We start from the raw sequence: 22,753 nt of genomic DNA on the forward strand, positions 1-22,753 counted from the left end.
GCATGCAGAGAAATAAATTACTTTCTCTGCATGCTTTGCTTTTTCACTAGCGACTAATTACAAACTTATGCTTTTGTATAACGAAGTACAGGGAAACGTGCCGCTTTCGTTTCATCAAGACGATTGATAACAGTTGTATGCGGTGCGTTTTGTACGATTTCCGGGTTTTCTTCCACTTCTTTCGCAATTTGAATAAGTGCATCACAGAATGCATCGAGTGTTTCTTTCGATTCTGTTTCTGTAGGCTCAATCATCATGCCTTCCTCAACGTTAAGTGGGAAGTAAATTGTAGGCGGGTGATAGCCAAAGTCAAGCAGTCGCTTCGCCATATCCAGCGTACGCACGCCCAGTTTCTTCTGACGGCGACCCGACAGAACAAATTCATGTTTACAATGACGGTTATATGGCAAATCGAAATGTGGCTCCAATCTGCGCATCATGTAGTTCGCATTCAATACGGCATATTCCGTAACAGCTTTCAGGCCATCTGGCCCCATTGAACGAATATACGTGTATGCACGCAGATAGATACCGAAGTTACCGTAGAACGGTTTAACACGACCAATCGATTGTGGTAAATTGTATTCAAATGTGTAAACTTCATCTTTTTTCACAAGGACTGGTTTCGGCAGGAATGGAATAAGATCCTTCTTCACGCCAACCGGACCTGAACCTGGTCCACCGCCACCATGTGGTCCTGTGAATGTTTTGTGCAAGTTTAAGTGAACAGCATCGAAGCCCATATCGCCAGGGCGTGCTTTAGACATAACCGCATTCAAGTTTGCGCCGTCATAATAAAGTTTTCCGCCAGCAGCATGAACGATCTCAGCCATTTCAAGAATTTCTTCTTCAAAAAGACCAAGTGTATTCGGATTCGTCAGCATAAGCGCCGCCGTGTCATCCCCCACATGTCGTTTCAGGTCCTCAAGATCTACAAGTCCGTCTTCACCTGATTTGACTGTAATCGTGTCGAAACCAGCAACTGTAGCTGATGCCGGGTTTGTACCGTGTGCAGAATCGGGAACAAGTACTTTTGTACGTTTGAAGTCGCCGTTAGCTTCATGGAAAGCCCGAATCATCATCAATGCTGTCCACTCGCCGTGCGCTCCTGCCGCCGGCTGAAGTGTCACTTCATCCATTCCTGTAATTTCTACAAGATGCTCTTGCAGGTCATATAAAACCTCTAGTGCACCTTGAACAGTCGACTCTTCTTGCAATGGATGAATATTCGCGAATCCAGGATAACGTGCAACGGATTCGTTGATTTTCGGATTATATTTCATCGTACATGATCCAAGTGGATAAAATCCTGAATCGATACCATGGTTACGATTGGAAAGTGCAGTGTAATGACGCATAATGTCAAGTTCAGAAACTTCCGGAAGTTCAGCAGCTTCCTCGCGTACAAATCCCTTTGGTAATAGATTGGAAAGGTCAAGTTCAGGGACATCAAGTTCAGGAAGACTATAACCTATCCGTCCTTCTCTAGTAAGTTCGAAAATTAACGCCTGGTTATCTTTATGCATGAAGGGCCTCCATTTCCTGCACAAGTGCATCGATTTCTTCTTTCGTACGCTGTTCTGTAACGGCGATTAGTGCATGGTTAGCAAATTCAGGATACGTCAGGCCTAAGTCATAACCACCGATAATCCCTTTTGTAAATAGGTTTGCATTTACTTCTTTTACAGACCGTTTGCAATCAACGACGATTTCGTTGAAATGTGATCCACTAAATTTAACGTCGAAGCCAGCTTTTTCAAAGGTTTCTTTCGCATAGCGTGTTTTAACAATGTTCTGGTAGGCGATTTCTTGTGCGCCTATTTTACCGAGCGCAGTCATCGCTACAGAAGCAGCAAGTGCGTTCAACGCTTGGTTTGAACAAATATTAGACGTCGCTTTATCACGGCGGATATGTTGTTCACGTGCTTGAAGTGTCAACACGTAGCCACGACGGCCTTCATCATCAGTTGTTTCTCCAACAAGACGACCTGGAACTTTACGCATCAACTTTTTCGTCACCGCAAAATAACCACAATGTGGTCCGCCAAATGATTCAGGAATACCGAATGGTTGTGCATCACCAACTGTAATGTCGGCACCAAGCTTACCTGGTGGTGTTAGTATGCCAAGTGCAAGCGGATTTGATGAAACAACGAACAGTCCGCCTTTAGCATGTGCAATTTCACCAATTTTTTGAATGTCTTCGATTTGACCAAAGAAATTTGGGTATTGTACAAGGACAGCAGCTGTATCCTCATCCATCATTTCTTCTAGCTTAGCCATATCAGTTACGCCATCTTTTTGTGGAATTGTGACCACTTCGATATACTGCCCAGACGCATAAGAAAGTACAACATCACGCGATTCAGGGTTAACTGTTTCAGAAATAAGAAGTTTTTTACGGCGTGTATGACCTGATGCAAGCGTACCCGCTTCTGCAAGAGCCGTTCCGCCGTCATACATAGATGAGTTTGCAAGATCCATACCTGTCAGTTCACAGATCATTGTCTGGAATTCAAAGATAGCCTGCAATTCACCTTGCGAGATTTCCGGTTGGTAAGGTGTATAAGCCGTATAGAACTCGGATCGTGAAATGACATGGTCGACAATGATCGGCTTGTAATGATCATAGACACCTGCGCCAAGGAATGATGCATATGTACGCGCATCCGCATTTTTCGCTGCAAGTTTTGAAAGTTCTTTTGTCAAAGAAGACTCGGATTTCGCTTTTTTAATATTGTACTCGCCTTTAAATCTAACCTTTTCAGGAATATCTTCAAAAAGTTCATCTACGGAAGTAATTCCGATTGTTTTCATCATTTCATCGCGATCGGTTTCAGTCATTGGAATATAACGATGCTGCATGTCCTCTTAACCCCTTTTCATAGATGGTATATGATTAGCGTTTATAAAATGGTGTAGCGATAATTACTGCTTTCAAACGCTTAGCACGAATTTCGACTTCAATTTCAGTTCCTTCAGCAGTGTGTTCACTGTTTAGAAGTGCAAAACCAATGTTCTTTTTAAGTGTCGGTGATTGTGTACCCGTTGTTACTTCACCAATTTGTTCTTCGCCAAGGAATACTTTATAACCTGTACGCGGAATTCCTTTGTCGATCATTTCCACGCCGACAAGTTTACGCGGCACACCATTTTCTTTTTGGGAAGCTAGAACTTCTTTACCAAAGAAATCCTCTTCTTTATTCAACTTCACAACGAAGCCAAGGCCCGTTTCAAGTGGTGAAATATCTTTTGATAGTTCTTGTCCATATAGTGGTAAACCAGCCTCAAAACGTAGTGTATCACGTGCACCAAGACCTGCTGGTACAACACCTTCACTTGCGCCCGCTTTCAGAATAACACTCCATAATGCGACAATTGCTTCAGGAGAGCCGTAAATTTCGAATCCATCTTCTCCCGTGTATCCAGTACGCGAAACAAGAACTTGGTGTCCGGAAATGTCAACATTTTCTTTGAAACGGAAAAACTTAATGTCTGCTAAAGGCTCATCCGTCAATGTTTGAAGTACTTCTTGCGCAATAGGTCCTTGCAATGCAAGCAGTGCGTAAGAAGATGATGCGTCCTCAATTTTGACATCGTCCGTAGTATGGCTATTCATCCACTCAAGATCTTTGTCGATATTTGAAGCATTGACTACCAAAAGGTAATTATTATCCCCACGTTTGTAGATTAAAAGATCATCCACAGTCCCGCCACTTTCATAACACATAGCCGTGTATTGAGCTTGTCCGTCTTTAAGTTTCGATACATCGTTCGTAACCATCTTTTGCAAATATGATAATGCGCCTTCTCCTGTGACAAGCACTTCGCCCATGTGCGAAACATCAAAAAGACCTGCTTTTGTCCGTACAGCTTCGTGTTCAGCTTTAATGCTTGAAAACTGAACAGGTAATTCCCAACCACCAAAATCAATCGTTTTACCGCCGTATTCAGCGTAACTGTCAAAAAGAACCGTGCGTTTCAATGACTCTGACAAGTTCTATTCCCCCTTAAAAATTTGATAAAAAAAGACAGAGGTCCCCTAATTAGGAAACCTCTGTCCTTGTACCTGAAAGTTTGACCTTGCGGCTTTCCTCGTTGGTGACCAGCTTAACCGGCGCTCTCCAGAGATGCGTCATGTATGAGTCTTGTTACCTGAGAGATTCATAACAATAAGTTACTTGCTCCTTCGGCGACGCCATTGCGTGCTCTCCCCATACAATCATTCGCGTTATTCAATTGAAATAAAGATAACTAAGATTCGGACAACTAATGCTCTTTCGCCTTATATCTTAACATTTCATTTTTAAAAGCGCAATACTTTTTAATTGACAGTCGTTTTAACGAACTAAAATAGATATTAACTATAAATCGTTCGTCTTTTTGGTCATTAATTAAATTTTCGTCCAATTAAAGGAATAAGAAAACGATAATCGGTGGTTTATTTTCGTCTTCATTTATATTTCCCCTTTAAGTCTTCCTATTTGGAATGCGATATAATCCACAATGTCACGCAAAGATCGATTTTCCGTTTCGACTTTAAAATGTGCACCATGTAGATATTGAGGTTTTCGATTATTAAACAACTGTTCAAGGTCGGAGCGTGTCGATCTTTGTACAATCGGTCGGTTTCGGTCCGTGGAAATCCGTCGCCATATGTCACGAAACGGAGCATTCAGAAAAAAGACAAGACCTGTTTCCCGCATAATCTCCCTATTTTCTTTACGCATCGCCACACCACCACCTGTCGCAATGATACAAAATTCATCACGGAACGTGCGAAGGAACTCCGTTTCCATTTCACGAAAACGTTCTTCACCATACATTTCAAATATTTGGGGGATCGTCAAACCAGTCATCCTCACGATTTCAGTATCCATATCATAATATGGCATTTTCGTCGCAAAGCTGAGTCGTTTACCGATCGCACTCTTCCCACATCCCATATAGCCAATTAAATACACTTTTTTCATGTCATCACCCACTTGGCAGAACGAATAGTTTTATCCGTTCCGTTTCATTGTTCTCACCGTTTCGTTTTCATAATACGTTTCAAGCGAATCATAACTTCTTTGAATACTATCATGCCATGAAACGAGGGAGAAAAGAAAGAGACTAACGAAAAATAATAAAATAATTGCGGCCGCAAGCATGGCTCCATGTTCATTTCGGATAAAATCCAACCGCAAAACCCCTTACTTTAATGGAATCATTCAACATTGTCACATTAGCAGTTATAGTTATTCCATCAAATGTAAACGTGACTGCCTTTACTCCTGTAACTAAAGGAATATGCCCAGTTGTGTCTACTCGCTTCCGGATAACTGTTCCGCTTTGTTCAATATCAATCAGCCCCCGATTGTTCTTAAGCCGGATTGCACTTCCACCGTTAACCAATCGGATTTCGTTGACGTCAGATAGAAGGTATTGTAAATCGGCCGAGAATAATTCCCATTCAGTTGATGAGTAATCTGTATAGTGTTGTTCTATCGAGCCTTTCCAGAAGAAAAATAATAGGAATAGATGAATGAAAATGGTCATGATGATTAGTTGAAAGATACTTTCTAAAAATGTATAGCCCTGTTCATTTGGTTTCTTCACGAATGAACGCATTTATTGAACACCTTCTCGACTATCTCATAAGACACACAAACGGATTGTCCGTCAATAGTCCAATTATAATCCACTCCATCAACTCGACGGACACCCTCCATCAAACCATACGCTCTAAAATAAATAGCCCCTTGATGAGTAGTTTCCGCCGCATACATATGCGCCTTCTTTATTTGTAACTTTGAGGTCACTATTGAAGCAAATGGAAGTAGTGTCCCAAATATTACAATCACAATCGTCAATGTAAGTACCGCTTCCGGCCATGAGTATCCCCCTTCATTCATAGATAATCATCCTTCCACGCTGAAATTGAAATCGTATTTCGATAATTCCGGAACTCGTTAAGAATGCCATTGTACCAGACTTCAGGATATCTCCATTTCCACGAAATTCAATCGCCTTCAATTGGCTCGTGCCTGCCAAACGCATCCCATTAGGAAAAACGTTTCGTGCAACTTCAACTTTCACTTCCCCGTCCACCAAATAAGATGTGATATATTCAGTTCCCGAATCCTTGAATTGCAATCCTGTTGCTACATAGTTTGCCATCGAATAAGCTTGTAAATTATAGACAGTAGCTATAAATGCTTGAAGCGCGTCATCCTCAGATTCAGCTTGTATCCATTTGTCACCTATAGGCAAAATGATTGCTGTTATAATTGACAAAACAGCTAAAACTAGAACCATTTCAAGGAACGTGAATCCACTTTCCTTAGTCTGCTCCAAAACTGGCGGTTCCCCCCACCTTATCCACTTTCCCATCTCCATCAATTGACAATTGCGTTCCATCAGGGCACTGGGCATTTTCGGGCAGATATTCCTTTTCAGTCATTTCTGCAAGGGAGGTCGGCAGATGTTTTTCATTCATTTTAAACGCCTCAATTTGTCCTTGAACCATTTGCATATAAGCATCACACCCCTTTTCATCAATTGACTTAGAATGCTTTGTGACATTCGGGATTGCAATGAGAATGAGAACCGAAATAATCAAGAGAACGATCATCATTTAAAACAACTTTCCCTGTCATTTTCACATCATGAATTCGGTTATCGAAATCCGGTGTAAAGCGTTTTTGCAATGTTTTTCTTTTCTGCTCTCTTCCTTGCTAGTCTATTTTTGTGATTTAATTGTGAGCGGACCACAAAATAGACCACATTAAAGTGGTCGGAAATGTGGTTTCACGAAAAAAGACCACATTTATTGAAAACCTTCTATGTATAAGCACAGGAATAAAATAATAAAAATAACAACAGCCACCTTCTCAATCGAGTCGGTGGCTGCTTTTATTCACTTTTTATTTTTCAACTTTTCAAGCAAGTTACTGACTTTATCACGCATGTCTTCGGTTTCTTCTATTAATACTTCGAATTCATAAACAGAATCTGTTTTGCTAATTAACACAATGCTTCCTTCTGATATTTCAACATTAATTTCTGCTGCAGGTATGAGTAATTGATTCTCTTCGTTTTGATGCTCCAGGAAGACATACTGGCCATCTTCGATTTTATCAAGCGTGTATTTCACTTTTGTCATTCGCAAGCCCACCCGTCTTTATCTCTGTCCATTTTCGACTGGTATGCCGGGTGATTTTGTGAGACACCATCAGGGTATACTGTTTTCAAATCTGTACAGTTTTTAAAATTAGTTCTTGTTGATGGTGCAGGTTTTGGTTTCGCTGGCGTCTTAGTGACTGGTTTAGGCGCTGGCTTTGGTTTTGGTAGCGGTGTAGGTTTCACAGTCGGCTTTGGTGCCAGAGTTTTAACTACACTACCATTTTTACAAGTACTTGCTACAGAGTGTTTAACACCGTTTGTTGTAACTGTAATATTACAATCAAGTGGCGTTTTGTACACTTTAGCCCCGACTTTCTGCAAACGGCTTTCTACCGATAAATTCGGGTGGCCATATGAGTTATTTTTGCCATACGACAGAATCGCTACGGACGGTTTAACATTACTGATGAATACTGCTGAACTGCTCGTGTCAGATCCGTGGTGCCCGTTTTTAAGCACAGTAGCTTTGACATCATACTTTGATCTGATTTGGTCTTCTATCGCCGTATCCGCATCGCCCATCAGTAAAAATGACACTTTGTTGTATGTGGCTTTTAAAACGATTGATGCATCATTAGAGTCTGCTGCATTTTCATCAGCATGTAGGACGCGGATGATTACGTTTGGATCTAGTGCAAGCTTGTCCAACTCTTTAGCGATAGTAAACTTGATGTTTTTCTTGTCAATCAGTTCAAGCATTTCGAAATATGTCTGCGAAGTATGAACATTCCCGCTGTCTATGAAGTTCGTAACAGGAAATGCATTTATAACTGGAATCAATCCGCCGATGTGGTCCGCGTCCGGATGTGTTGCGACTACGTAATCAAGTCGTTTTACACCTTTCGCTTTTAGGAACGAAACAACTTTTGCACCAGCTGCTTTTGTACCACCATCCACTAGCATGTTTTTACCGTTTGGTGCTTGGATTAGAATTGAATCCCCCTGCCCAACATCGATAAAATGCACCTTTAATTCAGTTGGTGCTGCAGTTGCAATTGAAGCGGGCAATAAACTGATGGCTAATATAAACACCATGATAATCGATAAATACTTTTTCATCATTCATGTTCCTCCTCTAATTCTATTTGCCTACATATTTGATGGTAGTTGATAGATTTGGGAAAGTCTACATGAATTAGCAGTACCTTAAAACAACTGTTAATATTTCGACAATTAACGACAAATAAGAACGACAAACCAATTTTGGTCGGTCGTTGCGAATTTTTTTTATTTCCTACCCTTGTTGACATAAACTGAATCGTTTGATATATTGCAAAAGAATACACAATTCAAATGAATACCGATACGGCGTTATCAAATACACCGTATCGAAAGGCGACCTCTATCGCAAGGAGGTCGCCTTTCCTCCGTCTACTATTCCGCAATCTGCACACAGATGATGTCTGATACCGGCATGCGGTCCCTTCCAAAAGGACTATCAACCGTAATCCACATCGCCTCAACATTTACTTCTCGAATGACACCCATGTAAAAAACGCTTTTTCCTTTATCCCACAACTTTACGTGTACTGCACATTCTCTTTTTTTCGCAACTTCGATTTCGTAATGAATAGCTTGTAAATCAAAATCATCAAGCTGCGGACGTTCCTCGTAATTATCTTCATTTTGCCATCTCTGCAACTCTGCGACGTGCTCTGATAGCATCATCGCAGTCCATTTAATATTACCTCGATCTCTTATCATGATAATCCTCCCATTACTTGTGACCGCCGACTAACTTCGAACGACCGATTGCGGTACCATCTTCCGTGAGCGACACGGCTCTTAGCATTGCTGTGGATCCATACCTATCACGAATATTATCCATAACCATTCCTAATTTACGATTCCGGACCTTGTGTTCATCAAAAAAGCTTAGCTGCATGGACGTTTCATCTTCAAGATTGGTGATTGAAATCGTGATTTTTCGCACAGGACGACCATCATGAAATTTATCGAATATAGCCATGCAAGTTCGGTAAATCTTCATTGTGTCATTTGTAGCTTCTTCTATTGATAGTGACCGACTAAATCCGCCACCAAACGAATGCTTACTGTAACCAATCCCAAGGTGAACAGTCCTGCCCTCTCTTCTTGCCTCTCTTGCTCTACGGGAAACATCCTCACACATCTCTAAGATGACTACGAGGACGGATTCACGGGTTACGTAATCCCTATATAGCGTCTGTCCTTAGCCGTAACTCTTCGCTTGACCTTCCAAGAGTGGAGCACCCAGCTCTGATAAATCGATTCCCCATGCGTGATGATAATATTGATTGCCCATAACACCAAACTTCTTTTCGAGCCTTTTCAAATCTGCTTTCGCTAGATCTCCAACCGAGAATATACTGATGTCGTTTAATGACTTTTCCGTCCGGCTGCCAATACCCCACATTTCACTTAATGGTGATATTGGCCATAGTTTCGTCGGCACATCTTCATAGGTCCATTTTGCAAAGCCTGTTTTCTTTGCTTCGAGATCCAGAGCCAACTTTGCCATTAACATGTTTGGTCCCATGCCAGCTGTGGAAGGTAAATTTAACGTTTCCAGTATTTCTGCTTGTATGTCTTTGATAGTTTGTACGGGGTCGCCCCATAGCTTCTCGGTTCCTGTTAGGTCAATAAACGATTCATCGACCGAGTAGACATGTATAGCCTCTGCAGGTACGTATTTGTGGAGGATTCGTGTGATGGACATTGACATTTCAAGAAAATGTGCCATTTGCGGCTCGAATAATCGAATTTCGGGATGGCTAGGGATTTCAAATAATCGATTACCTGTCTTAATTCGAAATCTCTTTTTCATGGGTGGACTGGCAGCCAATACAACGGACCCGCTTTGTTTAAAACTGCCCACAACCGCAATAGGAACTGTTTGGACATCAAGATTATGCAAGGTAGCCATGCAACTCGCGTAGAAGCTCATCATATCGATGCAAGCGATTTGTCGGTCGGGAAACTTACTGTAGTCCATCATATAACTGCACGTTCTTTTGTAATAACGGGAACAAGCGCGAGCACGTTATCAATTGTAAAAGTACGCTTGGATTTACGTAAGAAACAGAATGCGCGAAATGATGCCTCACCGACCTGTAGTACGCTGATTCTTCGCTTACTGATTGAACCGTCTGCAGCCATGTACATCATATCTAGGTGTTCGCTATATTCCACTGACTTAACTAATTGATTATGCACACTTGTTCCCCCCTCTACCTTCAGTATAGAGAACGAACGTTCGTATTACAACTAAAAATAAGTTGTTAATTTTGACCAAATAAAAAGGCCGCCAATAGACGACCTCCTGTTGTCACGTTAGTTCAAGAACACGTTATTAATTTCGAACTCCATAATGTAGTTCAACAAATTGATTGAAGTTTCTTGTACCTTTTAAAGAAAGGTCTAATTGATAATCTCCTTCTTTAAATAACGGTATTCCTTTTCCGATTATGCTTGGGGCAACTGTTATTATAAGTTCATCAACTAATTTTTCTTTTATAAAAGATTGTAACAATTCTCCTCCACCAACAATCCAAATGTTTTTCCCTTCTTGACTTTTCAGTTTATTAGTAAAACTAATGATATCTTCATTTGTAAACTTTACATCGACCGTATCTTCAATTGGCGACCTTGTAAACACATAACACGCCTTGTTTTTATATGGGAATTCCCCTGTTTCGTGTTTCATTATCCAATCGTATGTTTTTTTGCCCATTAAAACTGTATCTACCGACTCATAAAAATCTGAATATCCATTATCACTTCCCCTTCAACATTAAATAGCCATTCTAAAGACTCATCTTTTGTAGCTATGTAACCATCTAAACTCGTAGCAATAAACAGTACCAAATCACGTTTTTCACTCATAAATATCCCCCTTTTTCACAAGTGTACAGAACATGGGTTCTCACTACAACCATAAACCAGAAATTAAAAAATATTACCAATTAACATTTGTAACGGTACAAGTTAGATATTTGGGCAAATAAAAAAGACCGTCAATTGACGATCTCCTCTTGTTGAACAAAAGCTGAGCGTTAGCACAATAATCATTTTATTTTATTATTACTACGTCTTGAGGTAAAGTACCTTCCTGTATCCACTTCCCTATCATTTGGTTAAAGAAATCAGGATTCACCAAAGATATTCCGTGACCAGCGTTAGGAATAATTATTCCAGTGCAATTTGAATTATTTGAAACTATATCTATCGCCGACTTTTTCATTACCGCTTTTTCTTTTTCACCAACAGTAACTAATATCTTGCCTACTGCTTTTTTAAAATCGTTGGGTATTTCAAACGACATATTTTCTTCTAATATTCTAATAAGTGTATCTGATTTCATTTGAGTGCTTTCCTTATAATATGTTTCAAAATATTCTTCATCAATATAGAGTGTTTTCGCTTGAAGTTTTGAGAAGGATTTAATTTTTACTAAAGGAAAAGTTAATTTTATGGACGGTCTTATCATTTTCCTAACAAATGAATTGGGTCTAACCAATGCACTGTTAATGAACGCATAATCAATCAAATTGGTATTAAAACTTAACATTTGAATAGTTATTTGTGCACCTAATGAGAAGCCAATAACAATTACTTTTTTACCGTTTGCTTTTTTTTCTATTAACTCATTTACTATTTCTGCACTTAATTGAATTGTAAAGTTTTCTGTATATTTACTTGCCCCTTGTTCAGGTAAATCTATTGTAATGCAATGATAATTACTGAAGTATTGAATTTGTTTATCCCACATCCAACTACTTACTCCGCCTCCGTGTAAAAACACCATTAACGGAGCGTTCTTATCCCCATACTCTTGATAATATAAGTCCAAACAATTCACCTCTTATATGTCTTTTGTTATTAAAGTAACGTGCCCCGTTAGCCATACATGTAGCGCAAAGTCAGTGCTACACCTCAGAGGATGAAAATATATGCAGAACGGGTATTGGATACTACGGCTGGCGAAGAAGGTCGATGAACTATGGTGCCATAGAGCCCATCCGTTAGTCTGACTCCAACGACCACGGTGCATCACAGACTGTTGCACTCTATACGAGTAGCACTCATGAGAGTCGAAGAAGCTTTTTTGTAAATTGCTCGTACCCCTCATTCAAGACTCTGAATAACATTTTTTAATTAAGAGATTTTAATCACCAAACGCAAATGTTATTTCTGTTTCGCAAACTAATGTCCCATCAACCGTAGCTATACCTCTGCCTTTTCCAATAGGTCCTTTTAATCGAGTGATTTCAACCTCAAGACGGAGTTGGTCTCCTGGTTTAACTTGCTGTTTAAAACGACATTTATCTATTCCTACTAATAACCCTAATCGACCTTGGTTTCCTTCTTTAGTTAACATCACAACTGCACTTACTTGAGCTAATGCCTCAACAATTAATACACCTGGCATAACAGGGTAGTTGGGAAAATGCCCGTTAAAAAAATTCTCATTTGCTGTCACATTTTTTATACCAACCGCTCTTTTTCCTTCTTCTAATTCCAAAATCCTATCCACTAATAGAAATGGATATCGATGTCTAATTATTTCCTTAATTTCTTGAGTATCTAACATCATTTAATCCCCCATAACAATATTATTAAGACTATTTAATTAATTTTATCATTTGGTATTAATAGTTGATACTATAAAATAGACCTTGTTCAACTAAACTGCCAGTTAGTTTAATAAGAACTATTAAATCTTTTTAATCTGAAGCCCTGCGCGTCCTGTTTCCTGCATTACCTATGTAAAGCGTCAAATCAAGTGAAAAGTGTAGTAGGAGTATGTAAATTGTGCTTTCTGAACAAATTCACGAGTAATTATTGATTTCCCATTTACTTTGAACTCCAGTAAAGCATTAACGGCCTTATTCACAGTAGTTGTAGACATGCCTGTGACTTCGGCAATATGTACTTGTGTCGGGCAACAGTTCCCCTTGTCGTCTATGAATGACGCTATCGCAAGCAGTGTCGTGCAATTTACAGGCCTCAAATCTTTGGCCATCCCTGACCCAAATAATAAAGTATATAGCTTTAAAAAAATCTCACTCTTTTCCTTCATAATGGTCCGTCCTTCCAAGATTCCTGCATCCTCTTTATTTGTAGTTACAGGATTATTTTAAATACCAATAAAGACGCCCCTCCTATTAATCTATTATTCAATCCTTTAGCCTAAATTCTATGGGAAATGTCGGAACCTTGCAAACTCGCTTAAACAAAAAAAACGGCCCATCCACAATTTTATCTGTGGAGGAGCCGATTTTGCTTTGTACTTATTTAACATTTCCACAGACAACTGGACAAATAAAAGAGACCGTCACCAGACGATCTCCTGTTGTTGAACTAGTCGAGTAGAAGGGAACCTCTCTACCTTGCGGTAGATTGTGTTCCTCCCCCCTCACAGAACCGTGCTTGCGCTATTTACGCACACGGCTCCTCCTAGTCACCATTCACAAAATATAGCTAATCTCTTTCGCTCAGATTTTGCTAATTCTGCTATCCTTACTAGTTTTGTTTCCATTTAGTATCCCTACCTCTGTGTGTAGTAAATGTGTCCCTAGTAAGGGTGATAACTTGGTAGCAGCCTTTCCTCCATCGGCATTACCCAACTTCATTGGTACTACGCTGCTATCCGACTCCCTACAACGGCATTTGGCTTCCTTACTTATTATCGCTTGTACACCATACTCTTCTATAAGAAGAAAAGACCGGTAGGGCCTCCCGAGTTGCCGTATCATATCAATGTGTGACGTGCCAAGGTCTCTGACTCCAGAGAGGTTTTATCCTTCTTGCCTTTAACGATGGATAAAATGTAGCTTTCTGCTGTGCTTAAGGCATCAGCCCTCTCGATTCACTAACATTATGGAGCTCAATCCCTTCAACCATTTGGCTTTCGGCCCGCCACCTAACTGTCTACGCTTAAAGGCTACTGTTACCAGTAGCCCTCCAAGACTCGCTACGAGTGAATGGCTAGTTCTTTCTCGACGGGAATCCCACCCGCTATATGATACGACCTAGGCTCGGCCGCACAAGCACTCGTTAGCTTAAAAAACTTTTTGATTTTAAGTCTATAATATCTACTAACTCATCTATTGTTCCAAAGCACTTTTCGATTTCAGGTAAATGATAAAATGTACTGGTTGTTTCAATGTTATCTATTTCTTTATTCGGTGAGTAAAGATAAATTTTTTTGTCATTTCCCATAGCAATTCCTAATTCAATATGGCTTCCTTTTCCTGCTGGTAATAAAACAACAATAAAATCCGCTTCTATTACAGCATTTTTCTCCTTTTGACCTATTGCCTTTAGTTTTTCCAATGTTGTTACGTTCTCATTTACAGTCCAGTCATATGTATGGATAAATCCTTTATTTTTTAACCTTTTACTAACATATCTAACCTGGTCTATATTTTTTAAGCTAGATGCAATATAAAACTTCATAATTTTCCTCCTTTTTATTATCATATATCTTACTAACCCCTATTCAACTAGACTGCGTCGTTAGTTCAATAAGAAAAAGCTACCCTTACAGGCAGCTACTTGTTTAACTAAAGCACCCGTTAATTGAATAAGAGTTATTTCTTCTTTCTTGTTTGAATGTATTTTTACGTCAATAATCCCGCATTAAACACCGATGAAACCATGATGAAGAAAAATATGGTCCCTCTTGTCAAATCAATACTAGAAAAATTAATATAAACAAAGCCAATAGCAACAAATATAGATAAGATTAATTGCCCTTTTAAAGACTTAATCATAAAATCCCTCCTATAAATATGATTGAACTAAAGCACCTCGTTAGTTCGACAAGGAACACACGATTAAATCATTGTTACTCTTATTCAACACATAATACTGAGATATCTTGCCAGCCATACGCAACATCCTCTACTTTGGTTCCTCCAAACGTACTAGTCCTATGAATGTATTCTTTTCCTCCCATATGTTCATAAAAACCTAGTCCAGATTTATTTTTTTCATTACCCAAACCATCATAGTATGTATATCTTTTTCTATAAAATGCTTAGTAATAGCTGAAACAAGATGCCTGCCAACGCCTAATCCTCTACATTCCTCTGTGAGATAAAGTGAATAAAGTTCTCCATCGTAATTCTTATCATCAGTACTTTTACCAGATGCAAAACCTATAAGTTTCCCTTCATCATTAGTTGCAACATAAATAAAAGGTTCATTTTCGTAATTTAAAAAATCAATCCAACTTATTTCTGCCTCTTCGTACGATAGTTCTTTCAGATAATCGTCTGGTACTAGACCACGATAAGTAGCCCTCCAACTATCAACATAAACCCTTGATATGTGCTTTATATCTTCTTTACTTGCTTTATTAATCTCCAAGTTAAGTACCTCCAATGTAAAAACAGTAAAATAATAAAGTTTATTATAGCATCCTTTATTGAACTAACCTGCCCCGTTAGTTGAACAAGTAAGAAGATAGCACGCCCCCCTTCTGCCTTACGCATTAGTTAGAAACCAATACCTACCGCTGTTTTAACGAAAGCATTTCATCTAATTAACTTTACTTTATTATGCTCTTCCAATTTATTCACTTCTTATTTGCTCATAAAAACTAACTACCTTAACGATTTCTTTTATCATAATTGGGGATAGATTGATATTCCGATAATTCAATAAAAGCCATTCGATAGCATCTTCTGGAGTAAAGTTGTCTCTGCTTATTGTTTCTGAAATGGCAATTGCAGTAGAGCGTGACAGTCCTAAGCTCATAAATGAAATCTGAGTTTCAATAGATGAACCAAACTCCAGCCAAATATTCATATTAGGAATATCACCCCATAATTCTGGATCAACTTCGCTTTCGACATAATACTTTAAAACATCGTTATAGCAAGATGAATACTTAATAAATTTAAACCTTGCGTATTCTTCTATGTCTCCCATAGTATCTCTGATGACTCTATTTATTGATTTATCGCCTCTTTCTCTCCAGTAATTCCAATTCCTATTTATGATTCTTGATAAACTGTGTCCACGCACCCAATCATGAATGAGTCTGGCGTAAGGGTATGTGGCACCTGGGTGATCACCCGATAAATATTCGCTTATCGTACCGATGATGAGCATAAACCTATTTAATGCGTCGGAGTCATAAGGATCGATAGGGAAATAATTCTGTATCTGTCGCTGGCTACGAAAAAAGTCTAGAAGATTTTGTTGTGCAAGCGGGCTTATCCCTGGATGTCTCAATAATATATCTTCTGGCACTTCGACTTCCTTCATTTTCTGACTGATTACGTCATTAATTTCATCAATAACGTCCTTGGAATGATGGCTTAATAAAGGTGAATTATTCAAATCTCCGTGCCTAAGTTTTTCACCTACCAAATAGACAAAACCATATTCCAAATCAGTCCATTTACTTAATTCCTCTCTCGGGGTTCCACGATTGATGTAGTCAATTAAGTGTTCAGTATCTTCTATAACATTATCAACTGATTTTTCAATTTCGTATTTTCTCCTGATTCTAGGAGGTGGAGTCTGCCATACATCTTCTTTGTTGGGTTCTATACATATTATATTCCCCTGAAACTCTTTTCCTTGCCTACCAGCCCTACCAGCTAAGTTCCAAAAATCAACCTCACCCATAGGTTTTCCGATGCCCTTTCGCGGTCCACGAACAAAAATAGAGCTTGATGGAAGATTCATCCCTTCTATTAAAGTAGAAGTGCATATCAAGTACCGAATTTTCCCTGTTTTAAAAAGGGCTTCGATTTCATTTTTTATGATTAGTGGCATGTTTCCGTAATGGTAAGCAATACCCCTTGATAAAACTTTTATAAGGGCAAAATCCTTGTGTATAATCGTTTTAATGAGGGTTATTAGCGATTCGATATCCTCATCTACAATTTCATTCTCTTCACCAATAAGATCCCAAAGAATTCCCGACATACTTTCAGCATCGGAAGGCTTATTTGCATAAATAATGTTTCCACCCGATACGGAACCCAACATATATGCGATTGTTGGTAGCTTTTTCATAGCCTGTCTTGGGTTCTCTTGTAGATTTAATTTCCCAAGAAAAATTGTCTCTTCACCCGAGCATAGATTAACATCCCATTCCTTCGGTTTTCTATAAATCTGTGTAACCCAAATCAAATTTTGATTGACTATTACTTGTTCAGTTTCAACGGTATTGTTTAATTCGTTGGTTGTCTTAGGAAGCAGTATTTCTGGATTTGATGTCATCGGGCTTGAAAATATAATTTTTGACTCATCGGAACGCCGCCTTATTTCTTCTATAACTTGTTGGAGCAGTATCCCTCTAGTTCCATCACCGATTTTTTGAGCTTCATCTATAAAAATTATATCTGGAGTAAATAAACTACTTTCGGTTAAAAGCCATTGCAACCTTTCTTGTGTCAAAACAAATACTATGTTTAATCCCTTTGTATTTTCAGGAATTACTGGTACCGAAGTAACGTATGTATTGCTTATTTTATGTTCTAAAAGCATTTCCTGAATATCTTCTTGAACTTGTTGGATTAAAGATCTCGTTGGTACTACATATACGATAGTATTATTGATATTTTTTTCAATCTGCAATTTAATTATTTGTAGCAAAATAAAAGACTTCCCGACGGAAGTAGGAGCGGAAATGCTTAAATTATTCGAGTGCTTAAACCCCTCCATTACATCATTTTGAAATCGATTGATAGGCAATAATTTATTCTCCTCTGAGTCAAAGATAGAAAATTCCATCCCCCTTGAAATCATTTCAAGTTTTACAGGTAGGGGCAGTGAATTCTTATAGTCTTCTTTAATTAAATTCTTCTTTATAGCCAGATTTATCGAAGGGTGGTTTGTCATTGAATCAAAAATTACAATTGCAGCATTTTTTTGAGCCTCAATAGTATCTTCGCTATTTAGACAATGTTGAGCGATTCTATACGCTGCATCTTGATGTGCTGATTTTGTAGATTGTGCCAGTATGCTGCTGCAAAGCAATAAATAACTCCAGTCTATTTCAGGTTCCACCTTCTGTTTTACCAGTCTGTTAAATTGACCGCTAACCGAGTCAATTAGCAAGGGTCTCAATAATTCCTGAAACCCCTCCAAATTATATAGTTTCGTTGCTAGCGATTCTTTAGACATGTTGTAGTCCCCCCAAAAAGAAATCTCTAAACTTGCCCACCGAAGGAAATGGAATCAAAAATATTTCTATTTTGAATGTATCAAGTGGATGTCTCGATTTAATCTTCGAATTAATTTTATTGTGCCAATTAGCTAGCGATTTGTTAATATCCTCCATTACAAGTTCCTCAATTTTCTCGTTTGGACCTTTGGGATAACAACCCTCATCAAAACCTATTAAACAAACAGCTCTATATTGAAGCTTTTTATACATGGGATCAGCTGGATTAAGATATTTCAAGAGGATTTCTTCGAGTTCCTCACTTATCACGTCTAGATTCGATGTTATCAGTTGCATATCTCTCGATGTTGGACCCGAGGTTTCATCATCGAATAAGAATGGCTTAATACTATCTAGGCAACTAGTAATAGCACTATCGATGGATTGATAAAGTTTCGACTCCCCCCAGTAAATAGCAAGCTTTTTACTATCTTTGTCATAACCAACATGAATTCCGTCTGAACCATGATAATGAACTTGGCTACTCGTTTTCAAAGGCATCTTGCATAGCAATTGAGGGAATCCAAGAAAGCTTTGAACCAACATGTATAGGAGCATTTCGCCACCCTCCCCAGTATTGGGGATAGATGTAAATAGACTTTTTGCTTTCATTTTTAACTTGACCATGTTTGTTGTAGTATTTTCTATGTCATCTGCTTTTTTCGCTTTTTCAATTTCAGACCTAGGAATAGCATAATCAAGAACTCTTGTAGCAATTTCAATTGCTAAAGGTTCTACCCTAGGGACATCGCTTCCATCCTGCCCAATCATGAAGCAATGTACATTTGTCTCTGTGTCTAATAATTTTTCATTCACTTTGACTTCAGTTAAAAATGCGTCTAGTTCATTTCTATTTCCACGGATAAGATTCTCCAATAATTGTTCTATATCATCAGTCATATTTGTTAAAGGTTTAGCAAGCATGTCTAACCTCCTATAAAAATAGATATTTTAGATAATTTCCCATTAGTATACCATACATTGATGCATAATAATTAGGTCGAATATTCTAAAGGTTCTTACTGAAAATGTGACATCTTTCTCTTAGTTAAACCATAAAGTAGTTCTAAATATACTAGGAGGGTCATTATGACTAAAAAATTGCTTATAGCGGTTATGGGGCAGCGAAACTCAGGGAAATCTGAAACATGGAAAGTATTGTTCAATGATAAGAACATTAGAACTACTCCGAAATCGGAAAGAATACTAAAGGTTGGTCCAAATAATGAGTACACCAATGTATTCCTCATAAATGGCTCACCTCAAGAACGCGGGAAAAGGGTCGAGGATATTATTCAGCTTAACTACAATCCAGAAATTGCGTTATGCTCAATACAATTTAAAAAAGATGCATTAAATACATTAAAGTATTTTCATGATAATGATTACCATATTTATTTGCATTGGTTGAATCCAGGGTATCATGACTCTTATGAATATCCCGATTCAGAAAACATTATCCAGGAAATTATGAAAATGGATTCATTAATAGGAAAAAGAAGTGGAAAAACAATTGCAAGTCTTAGGGTTGAGGAAATAAAGAATTATTTATATGATTGGTCAAAAAGAAACGGATTACTAAAATTATTGTAAAGTCTAAAATTATTTCGCATCTATTAAATTATATAAATGTAAAATAATTAACAGCTAAAAGTCCTTATAATAAAAAGGGGACGCGGATATCAACTTAAAATTGATCCGCTTCCCATAAGTTCTAGAGCACCTCTATATAAATTAATATTTCTCAAAGAGGTTATTATTGATTTATTGGTAAATTAATTTCTTTTAAAAATTCAGATCTCTTAGTTGGCTTACCATTAATCATCTTCGGAAATGTAATATACAAATTCTTTTTTGGTCTAGTTACAGCTACATACATTAGTCTCCTTTCTTCTTGTTTAGTTGAAGGAGGTTCAGCTTTCTCAATACATTCTTGTATTTCAGTCAGATTCATTTCTTTTGCACGCTTACTTGGTAGCCCCTCATTGTGCACGCCAATCAAAAATACATTTTCAAAAGATAATCCTTTACTTTTATGGATGGTTAATAGATACAACGCATTATAATTCCCCTTATGATATTCCTTAATTTTGTCTTTCATATCTTCTTTTTTCTTTATTAAGGAATCGTGACGCTGAATCATTTCATTCCAAGTTTTGAACTGTTCCGCTTCTTTATCTATCCACTTAATCTCTTCTTTTGTTAGATTTGTTTCAACCAATGGAAACGAAAGGAATGTTTTGATAATATTAGATACTGGAATTACCTCTTGGTTTTTCAACTTTATTAGGTCTTCCAAATATGTTATAACTACATCTTTCTTTACTTTATTTTTTCCATTGCAGATAAATTCAGCAGCTTCTTCTGGCTTGACAAATAAACCTTTATTTCTAAAAAATGAATTTACCTCATGTTTGTTTTTGTAAAATGAGAAAGCTGTTTGGTAGATAATTTGATTCCATCTAAATATTTTATCATCATTCTCATAAATAAACTTTTTCCAATTTAAAAAGGCTTTTTTGAATTCATTTAAATTGAAGATACCCATAAGATCTTCATTGGCTTCAATTACAAAAGGTATATTTTGACTTTCTAATTGATTTAACATTGTTTTTATTTGAGTATTTGAGCGATAAAGAATTACACTTTTTGTATAATCCGCCGTATTTTTATCTTGGTTTTCCAATTGGTTCATCCCCAATTTTCGGCTTTGCTGAATAATCCATTCAGCCTCTTCTTCTTGGTTATTCAATGCTCGAATAAAACAATCACCTTCAGTTTTCTTAAACGGGACCATATCCTTCGGTATTCGATTACCCTCATTATACTTAATTACTCTGTTTCCAGCTTGTACAACAGATGCAATAGAGCGATAATTCATCATCAATGTAAGAGTATGCGTTACATACATCTTATCAAATTCTTTTATATACTTTGGTTCCGCTCCCCTAAAAAAGTAAATGCTTTGATCGTCATCTCCTACAATGATTAGTTTAGTTCCCTCTTCTTGGTTAGGGGGACATATTTGTTTAATAATTTCCATTTGAAGAGGGTTCGTGTCTTGAAATTCGTCAATAAAGATGTATTGAAATCGCTGTTGGATATATTCTCTTACTTCATTGTCTTCTTGTAACGCCTGAAGTAAATTAAGCATGTGATCATCAAAAACTCCTATATTTCTCTCCTTACGAATTTGATTCATTTCGCTCATCATTTCTTTAAATCTCATGCTTATTGGGTAATCATTACTCTCTTCTAAATCGTTGAAATGCTTCTCCACGTACTGAGTCATTTCTTCATATGAAAAACCCATATTAGTCCAATACCCAATTTTCTCAAATAAACTTTTCTCACTCGCACCTTCATTTAGCAATTTCAAATTGAACTTTTTGATAAGTTTAATTAACAATTTTTTATATTCATTTTCACCTTTTTTGGGATCCCCGACCTTAACACCCATACTTTCTATATAAGGAAATTTCCTTATCAACTCCCAATATAAATTTTGGAAAATCGAATGGAATGTCCCTACCGATATATTGGTATTTTCAGCTCCTAAAAAATCTATGACGCGCTCTTTCATTTCTTCAGACGCTTTATTAGTAAAAGTTAACATAGCTATATTTTCTTGACGAACATTTTTCATCAGGACTAAATAAGCAGCCTTTGCACAAATAGTTTGGGTTTTTCCGCTTCCCGCCCCAGCAATTATTCGGAGATTCTTCTTCATGTCATAACGAATTGCATTAATCTGGTCGTGATTGAAGTCATTGTTCCCATTTTTAACTTTCAAAAAATCGAAGAATCCTTTATCTTCATCGAACTCCGAAATTGCTTCATCATTTTCTATCTGATCCTTAACTTTTATAGCACCATAAAGTTCTGAGTATGTTAGAATCATTTCTTCTTGTTTATTTAATTCATTTTTTTTGCAAGTTAAATCCGATCTCTGTTTGTCTATCTCATTCTTCATTTTTTCGATTAATTCATTTTTTCTTTTTAATAATCCATCCACTTTCGACATAGCTTCGTTCCATTTATTCTGCTTTTGACGAAAATCATTAACAATATTTTCATTATGTTGATTGTCAGATTCCAGGGAGGATATTTGGTCATTCAGTCGATTGATTTCATTAATAAATTTTGTTTTACCCAATAAGTTATCAATTATTTTCATTTTCTTCTCCTTATACAAAATATCAAGATATTAAATTACTGCTTTATATATAGATACTATACTAGCACTCCCGAAAAAGAAATCCCATGCACTATGTACATGGGACTAAAATAGAGGTAATAATGATGGAATGAATAGATGAACATGGTGGAATAGCTTAATAAAAAATTTCCTTCTTTCAAATTGAAACCAAATATTTATTATCAATAGGATATCGGCATCCGCCTATCACAGGTGAA

23 protein-coding genes, 2 pseudogenes and 1 riboswitch are annotated in these 22,753 nt (G+C 37.6%); of the genes and pseudogenes, 1 reads left to right on the forward strand and 24 read right to left on the reverse strand.

Annotated features, from left to right (window positions below; all coding sequences use genetic code 11):
* Positions 1 to 65: 65 nt before the first annotated feature.
* The 23 genes and pseudogenes from gcvPB to ACP8HG_RS07575 form a co-directional block, all read right to left on the reverse strand.
* Entirely contained in the window at positions 66 to 1,526 is a 1,461-nt protein-coding gene (gcvPB, locus tag ACP8HG_RS07465; protein WP_067209940.1) for an aminomethyl-transferring glycine dehydrogenase subunit GcvPB, read from the reverse strand.
* Positions 1,519 to 2,865 carry an aminomethyl-transferring glycine dehydrogenase subunit GcvPA gene (gene gcvPA / locus ACP8HG_RS07470; RefSeq protein WP_187045005.1) on the reverse strand — a complete coding sequence of 449 codons (1,347 nt, stop codon included), beginning with the start codon at positions 2,863 to 2,865 and terminating at the stop codon, positions 1,519 to 1,521. Before gcvPA ends, gcvPB begins: the two co-directional genes overlap by 8 nt.
* A 34-nt stretch (positions 2,866 to 2,899) precedes the next feature.
* Entirely contained in the window at positions 2,900 to 3,997 is a 1,098-nt protein-coding gene (gene gcvT / locus ACP8HG_RS07475) for a glycine cleavage system aminomethyltransferase GcvT (protein WP_067209946.1), read from the reverse strand.
* A gap of 136 nt (positions 3,998 to 4,133) precedes the next feature.
* Positions 4,134 to 4,226, reverse strand: a riboswitch (glycine riboswitch).
* A 231-nt stretch (positions 4,227 to 4,457) separates the two neighbouring features.
* A complete protein-coding gene (locus tag ACP8HG_RS07480) occupies positions 4,458 to 4,973 on the reverse strand; it encodes a shikimate kinase (RefSeq protein WP_187045006.1) in 516 nt (171 codons plus the stop codon).
* A gap of 30 nt (positions 4,974 to 5,003) precedes the next feature.
* Positions 5,004 to 5,183, reverse strand: coding sequence for a hypothetical protein (locus ACP8HG_RS07485; RefSeq protein ID WP_187045007.1), 180 nt, complete (start codon positions 5,181 to 5,183; stop codon positions 5,004 to 5,006).
* The gene (comGF, locus tag ACP8HG_RS07490; protein ID WP_187045008.1) at positions 5,164 to 5,613 is read right to left on the reverse strand and encodes a competence type IV pilus minor pilin ComGF; all 450 of its coding nucleotides are present in this window, start codon (positions 5,611 to 5,613) and stop codon (positions 5,164 to 5,166) included. Before comGF ends, ACP8HG_RS07485 begins: the two co-directional genes overlap by 20 nt.
* Positions 5,598 to 5,897, reverse strand: coding sequence for a hypothetical protein (locus tag ACP8HG_RS07495; RefSeq protein ID WP_187045009.1), 300 nt, complete (start codon positions 5,895 to 5,897; stop codon positions 5,598 to 5,600). Before ACP8HG_RS07495 ends, comGF begins: the two co-directional genes overlap by 16 nt.
* Positions 5,890 to 6,339: a type II secretion system protein gene (locus tag ACP8HG_RS07500; RefSeq protein ID WP_067209959.1), complete on the reverse strand. Its 450-nt coding sequence runs from the start codon at positions 6,337 to 6,339 to the stop codon at positions 5,890 to 5,892. The genes ACP8HG_RS07495 and ACP8HG_RS07500 overlap by 8 nt, the downstream gene beginning before the upstream one ends.
* Entirely contained in the window at positions 6,326 to 6,619 is a 294-nt protein-coding gene (gene comGC, locus ACP8HG_RS07505; RefSeq protein WP_354314064.1) for a competence type IV pilus major pilin ComGC, read from the reverse strand. The genes ACP8HG_RS07500 and comGC overlap by 14 nt, the downstream gene beginning before the upstream one ends.
* A gap of 282 nt (positions 6,620 to 6,901) precedes the next feature.
* Positions 6,902 to 7,147: a DUF3006 family protein gene (locus ACP8HG_RS07510; protein WP_340764302.1), complete on the reverse strand. Its 246-nt coding sequence runs from the start codon at positions 7,145 to 7,147 to the stop codon at positions 6,902 to 6,904.
* Positions 7,144 to 8,229 carry an MBL fold metallo-hydrolase gene (locus ACP8HG_RS07515; protein WP_438298433.1) on the reverse strand — a complete coding sequence of 362 codons (1,086 nt, stop codon included), beginning with the start codon at positions 8,227 to 8,229 and terminating at the stop codon, positions 7,144 to 7,146. Before ACP8HG_RS07515 ends, ACP8HG_RS07510 begins: the two co-directional genes overlap by 4 nt.
* Before the next feature lie 312 nt (positions 8,230 to 8,541).
* Entirely contained in the window at positions 8,542 to 8,871 is a 330-nt protein-coding gene (locus ACP8HG_RS07520) for a YolD-like family protein (RefSeq protein ID WP_438298434.1), read from the reverse strand.
* 13 nt (positions 8,872 to 8,884) lie between these two features.
* Positions 8,885 to 10,144: pseudogene (locus ACP8HG_RS07525) on the reverse strand (DinB/UmuC family translesion DNA polymerase).
* Positions 10,141 to 10,362, reverse strand: a complete 222-nt coding sequence (locus tag ACP8HG_RS07530) for a transcriptional regulator (RefSeq protein ID WP_438298435.1) — start codon at positions 10,360 to 10,362, stop codon at positions 10,141 to 10,143. Before ACP8HG_RS07530 ends, ACP8HG_RS07525 begins: the two are co-directional and overlap by 4 nt.
* Before the next feature lie 136 nt (positions 10,363 to 10,498).
* Positions 10,499 to 11,031, reverse strand: a pseudogene (locus tag ACP8HG_RS07535) (dihydrofolate reductase family protein).
* Between the two features lie 187 nt (positions 11,032 to 11,218).
* Positions 11,219 to 11,998 carry an alpha/beta fold hydrolase gene (locus ACP8HG_RS07540; RefSeq protein WP_438298436.1) on the reverse strand — a complete coding sequence of 260 codons (780 nt, stop codon included), beginning with the start codon at positions 11,996 to 11,998 and terminating at the stop codon, positions 11,219 to 11,221.
* Between the two features lie 315 nt (positions 11,999 to 12,313).
* A complete protein-coding gene (gene fabZ / locus ACP8HG_RS07545; RefSeq protein WP_438298437.1) occupies positions 12,314 to 12,739 on the reverse strand; it encodes a 3-hydroxyacyl-ACP dehydratase FabZ in 426 nt (141 codons plus the stop codon).
* 183 nt (positions 12,740 to 12,922) lie between these two features.
* Positions 12,923 to 13,228 carry a helix-turn-helix domain-containing protein gene (locus tag ACP8HG_RS07550; protein WP_438298438.1) on the reverse strand — a complete coding sequence of 102 codons (306 nt, stop codon included), beginning with the start codon at positions 13,226 to 13,228 and terminating at the stop codon, positions 12,923 to 12,925.
* 977 nt (positions 13,229 to 14,205) lie between these two features.
* Positions 14,206 to 14,607, reverse strand: a complete 402-nt coding sequence (locus tag ACP8HG_RS07555) for a group-specific protein (protein ID WP_438298439.1) — start codon at positions 14,605 to 14,607, stop codon at positions 14,206 to 14,208.
* A 164-nt stretch (positions 14,608 to 14,771) separates the two neighbouring features.
* Entirely contained in the window at positions 14,772 to 14,924 is a 153-nt protein-coding gene (locus tag ACP8HG_RS07560) for a hypothetical protein (RefSeq protein ID WP_438298440.1), read from the reverse strand.
* A gap of 199 nt (positions 14,925 to 15,123) precedes the next feature.
* Positions 15,124 to 15,522, reverse strand: a complete 399-nt coding sequence (locus tag ACP8HG_RS07565; RefSeq protein WP_438298441.1) for an N-acetyltransferase family protein — start codon at positions 15,520 to 15,522, stop codon at positions 15,124 to 15,126.
* A gap of 204 nt (positions 15,523 to 15,726) precedes the next feature.
* On the reverse strand, positions 15,727 to 18,297 hold the full coding sequence (locus ACP8HG_RS07570; protein ID WP_438298442.1) for a DEAD/DEAH box helicase: 2,571 nt from the start codon (positions 18,295 to 18,297) through the stop codon (positions 15,727 to 15,729).
* Positions 18,290 to 19,261 carry a HamA C-terminal domain-containing protein gene (locus ACP8HG_RS07575; RefSeq protein WP_438298443.1) on the reverse strand — a complete coding sequence of 324 codons (972 nt, stop codon included), beginning with the start codon at positions 19,259 to 19,261 and terminating at the stop codon, positions 18,290 to 18,292. Before ACP8HG_RS07575 ends, ACP8HG_RS07570 begins: the two co-directional genes overlap by 8 nt.
* A gap of 165 nt (positions 19,262 to 19,426) precedes the next feature.
* Here ACP8HG_RS07575 and ACP8HG_RS07580 point away from each other — a divergent pair, with 165 nt between their 5' ends.
* Positions 19,427 to 19,930 (forward strand): hypothetical protein, encoded by a 504-nt coding sequence (locus ACP8HG_RS07580; protein ID WP_438298444.1) that lies wholly within the window; start codon positions 19,427 to 19,429, stop codon positions 19,928 to 19,930.
* A gap of 163 nt (positions 19,931 to 20,093) precedes the next feature.
* Here ACP8HG_RS07580 and ACP8HG_RS07585 read toward each other — a convergent pair whose 3' ends face one another.
* Positions 20,094 to 22,514, reverse strand: a complete 2,421-nt coding sequence (locus ACP8HG_RS07585; protein ID WP_438298445.1) for an ATP-dependent helicase — start codon at positions 22,512 to 22,514, stop codon at positions 20,094 to 20,096.
* Between the last annotated feature and the right edge of the window lie 239 nt (positions 22,515 to 22,753).

Origin of the sequence: Sporosarcina sp. FA15 (assembly GCF_051550195.1) — a bacterium.
Classification (GTDB): domain Bacteria; phylum Bacillota; class Bacilli; order Bacillales_A; family Planococcaceae; genus Sporosarcina; species Sporosarcina psychrophila.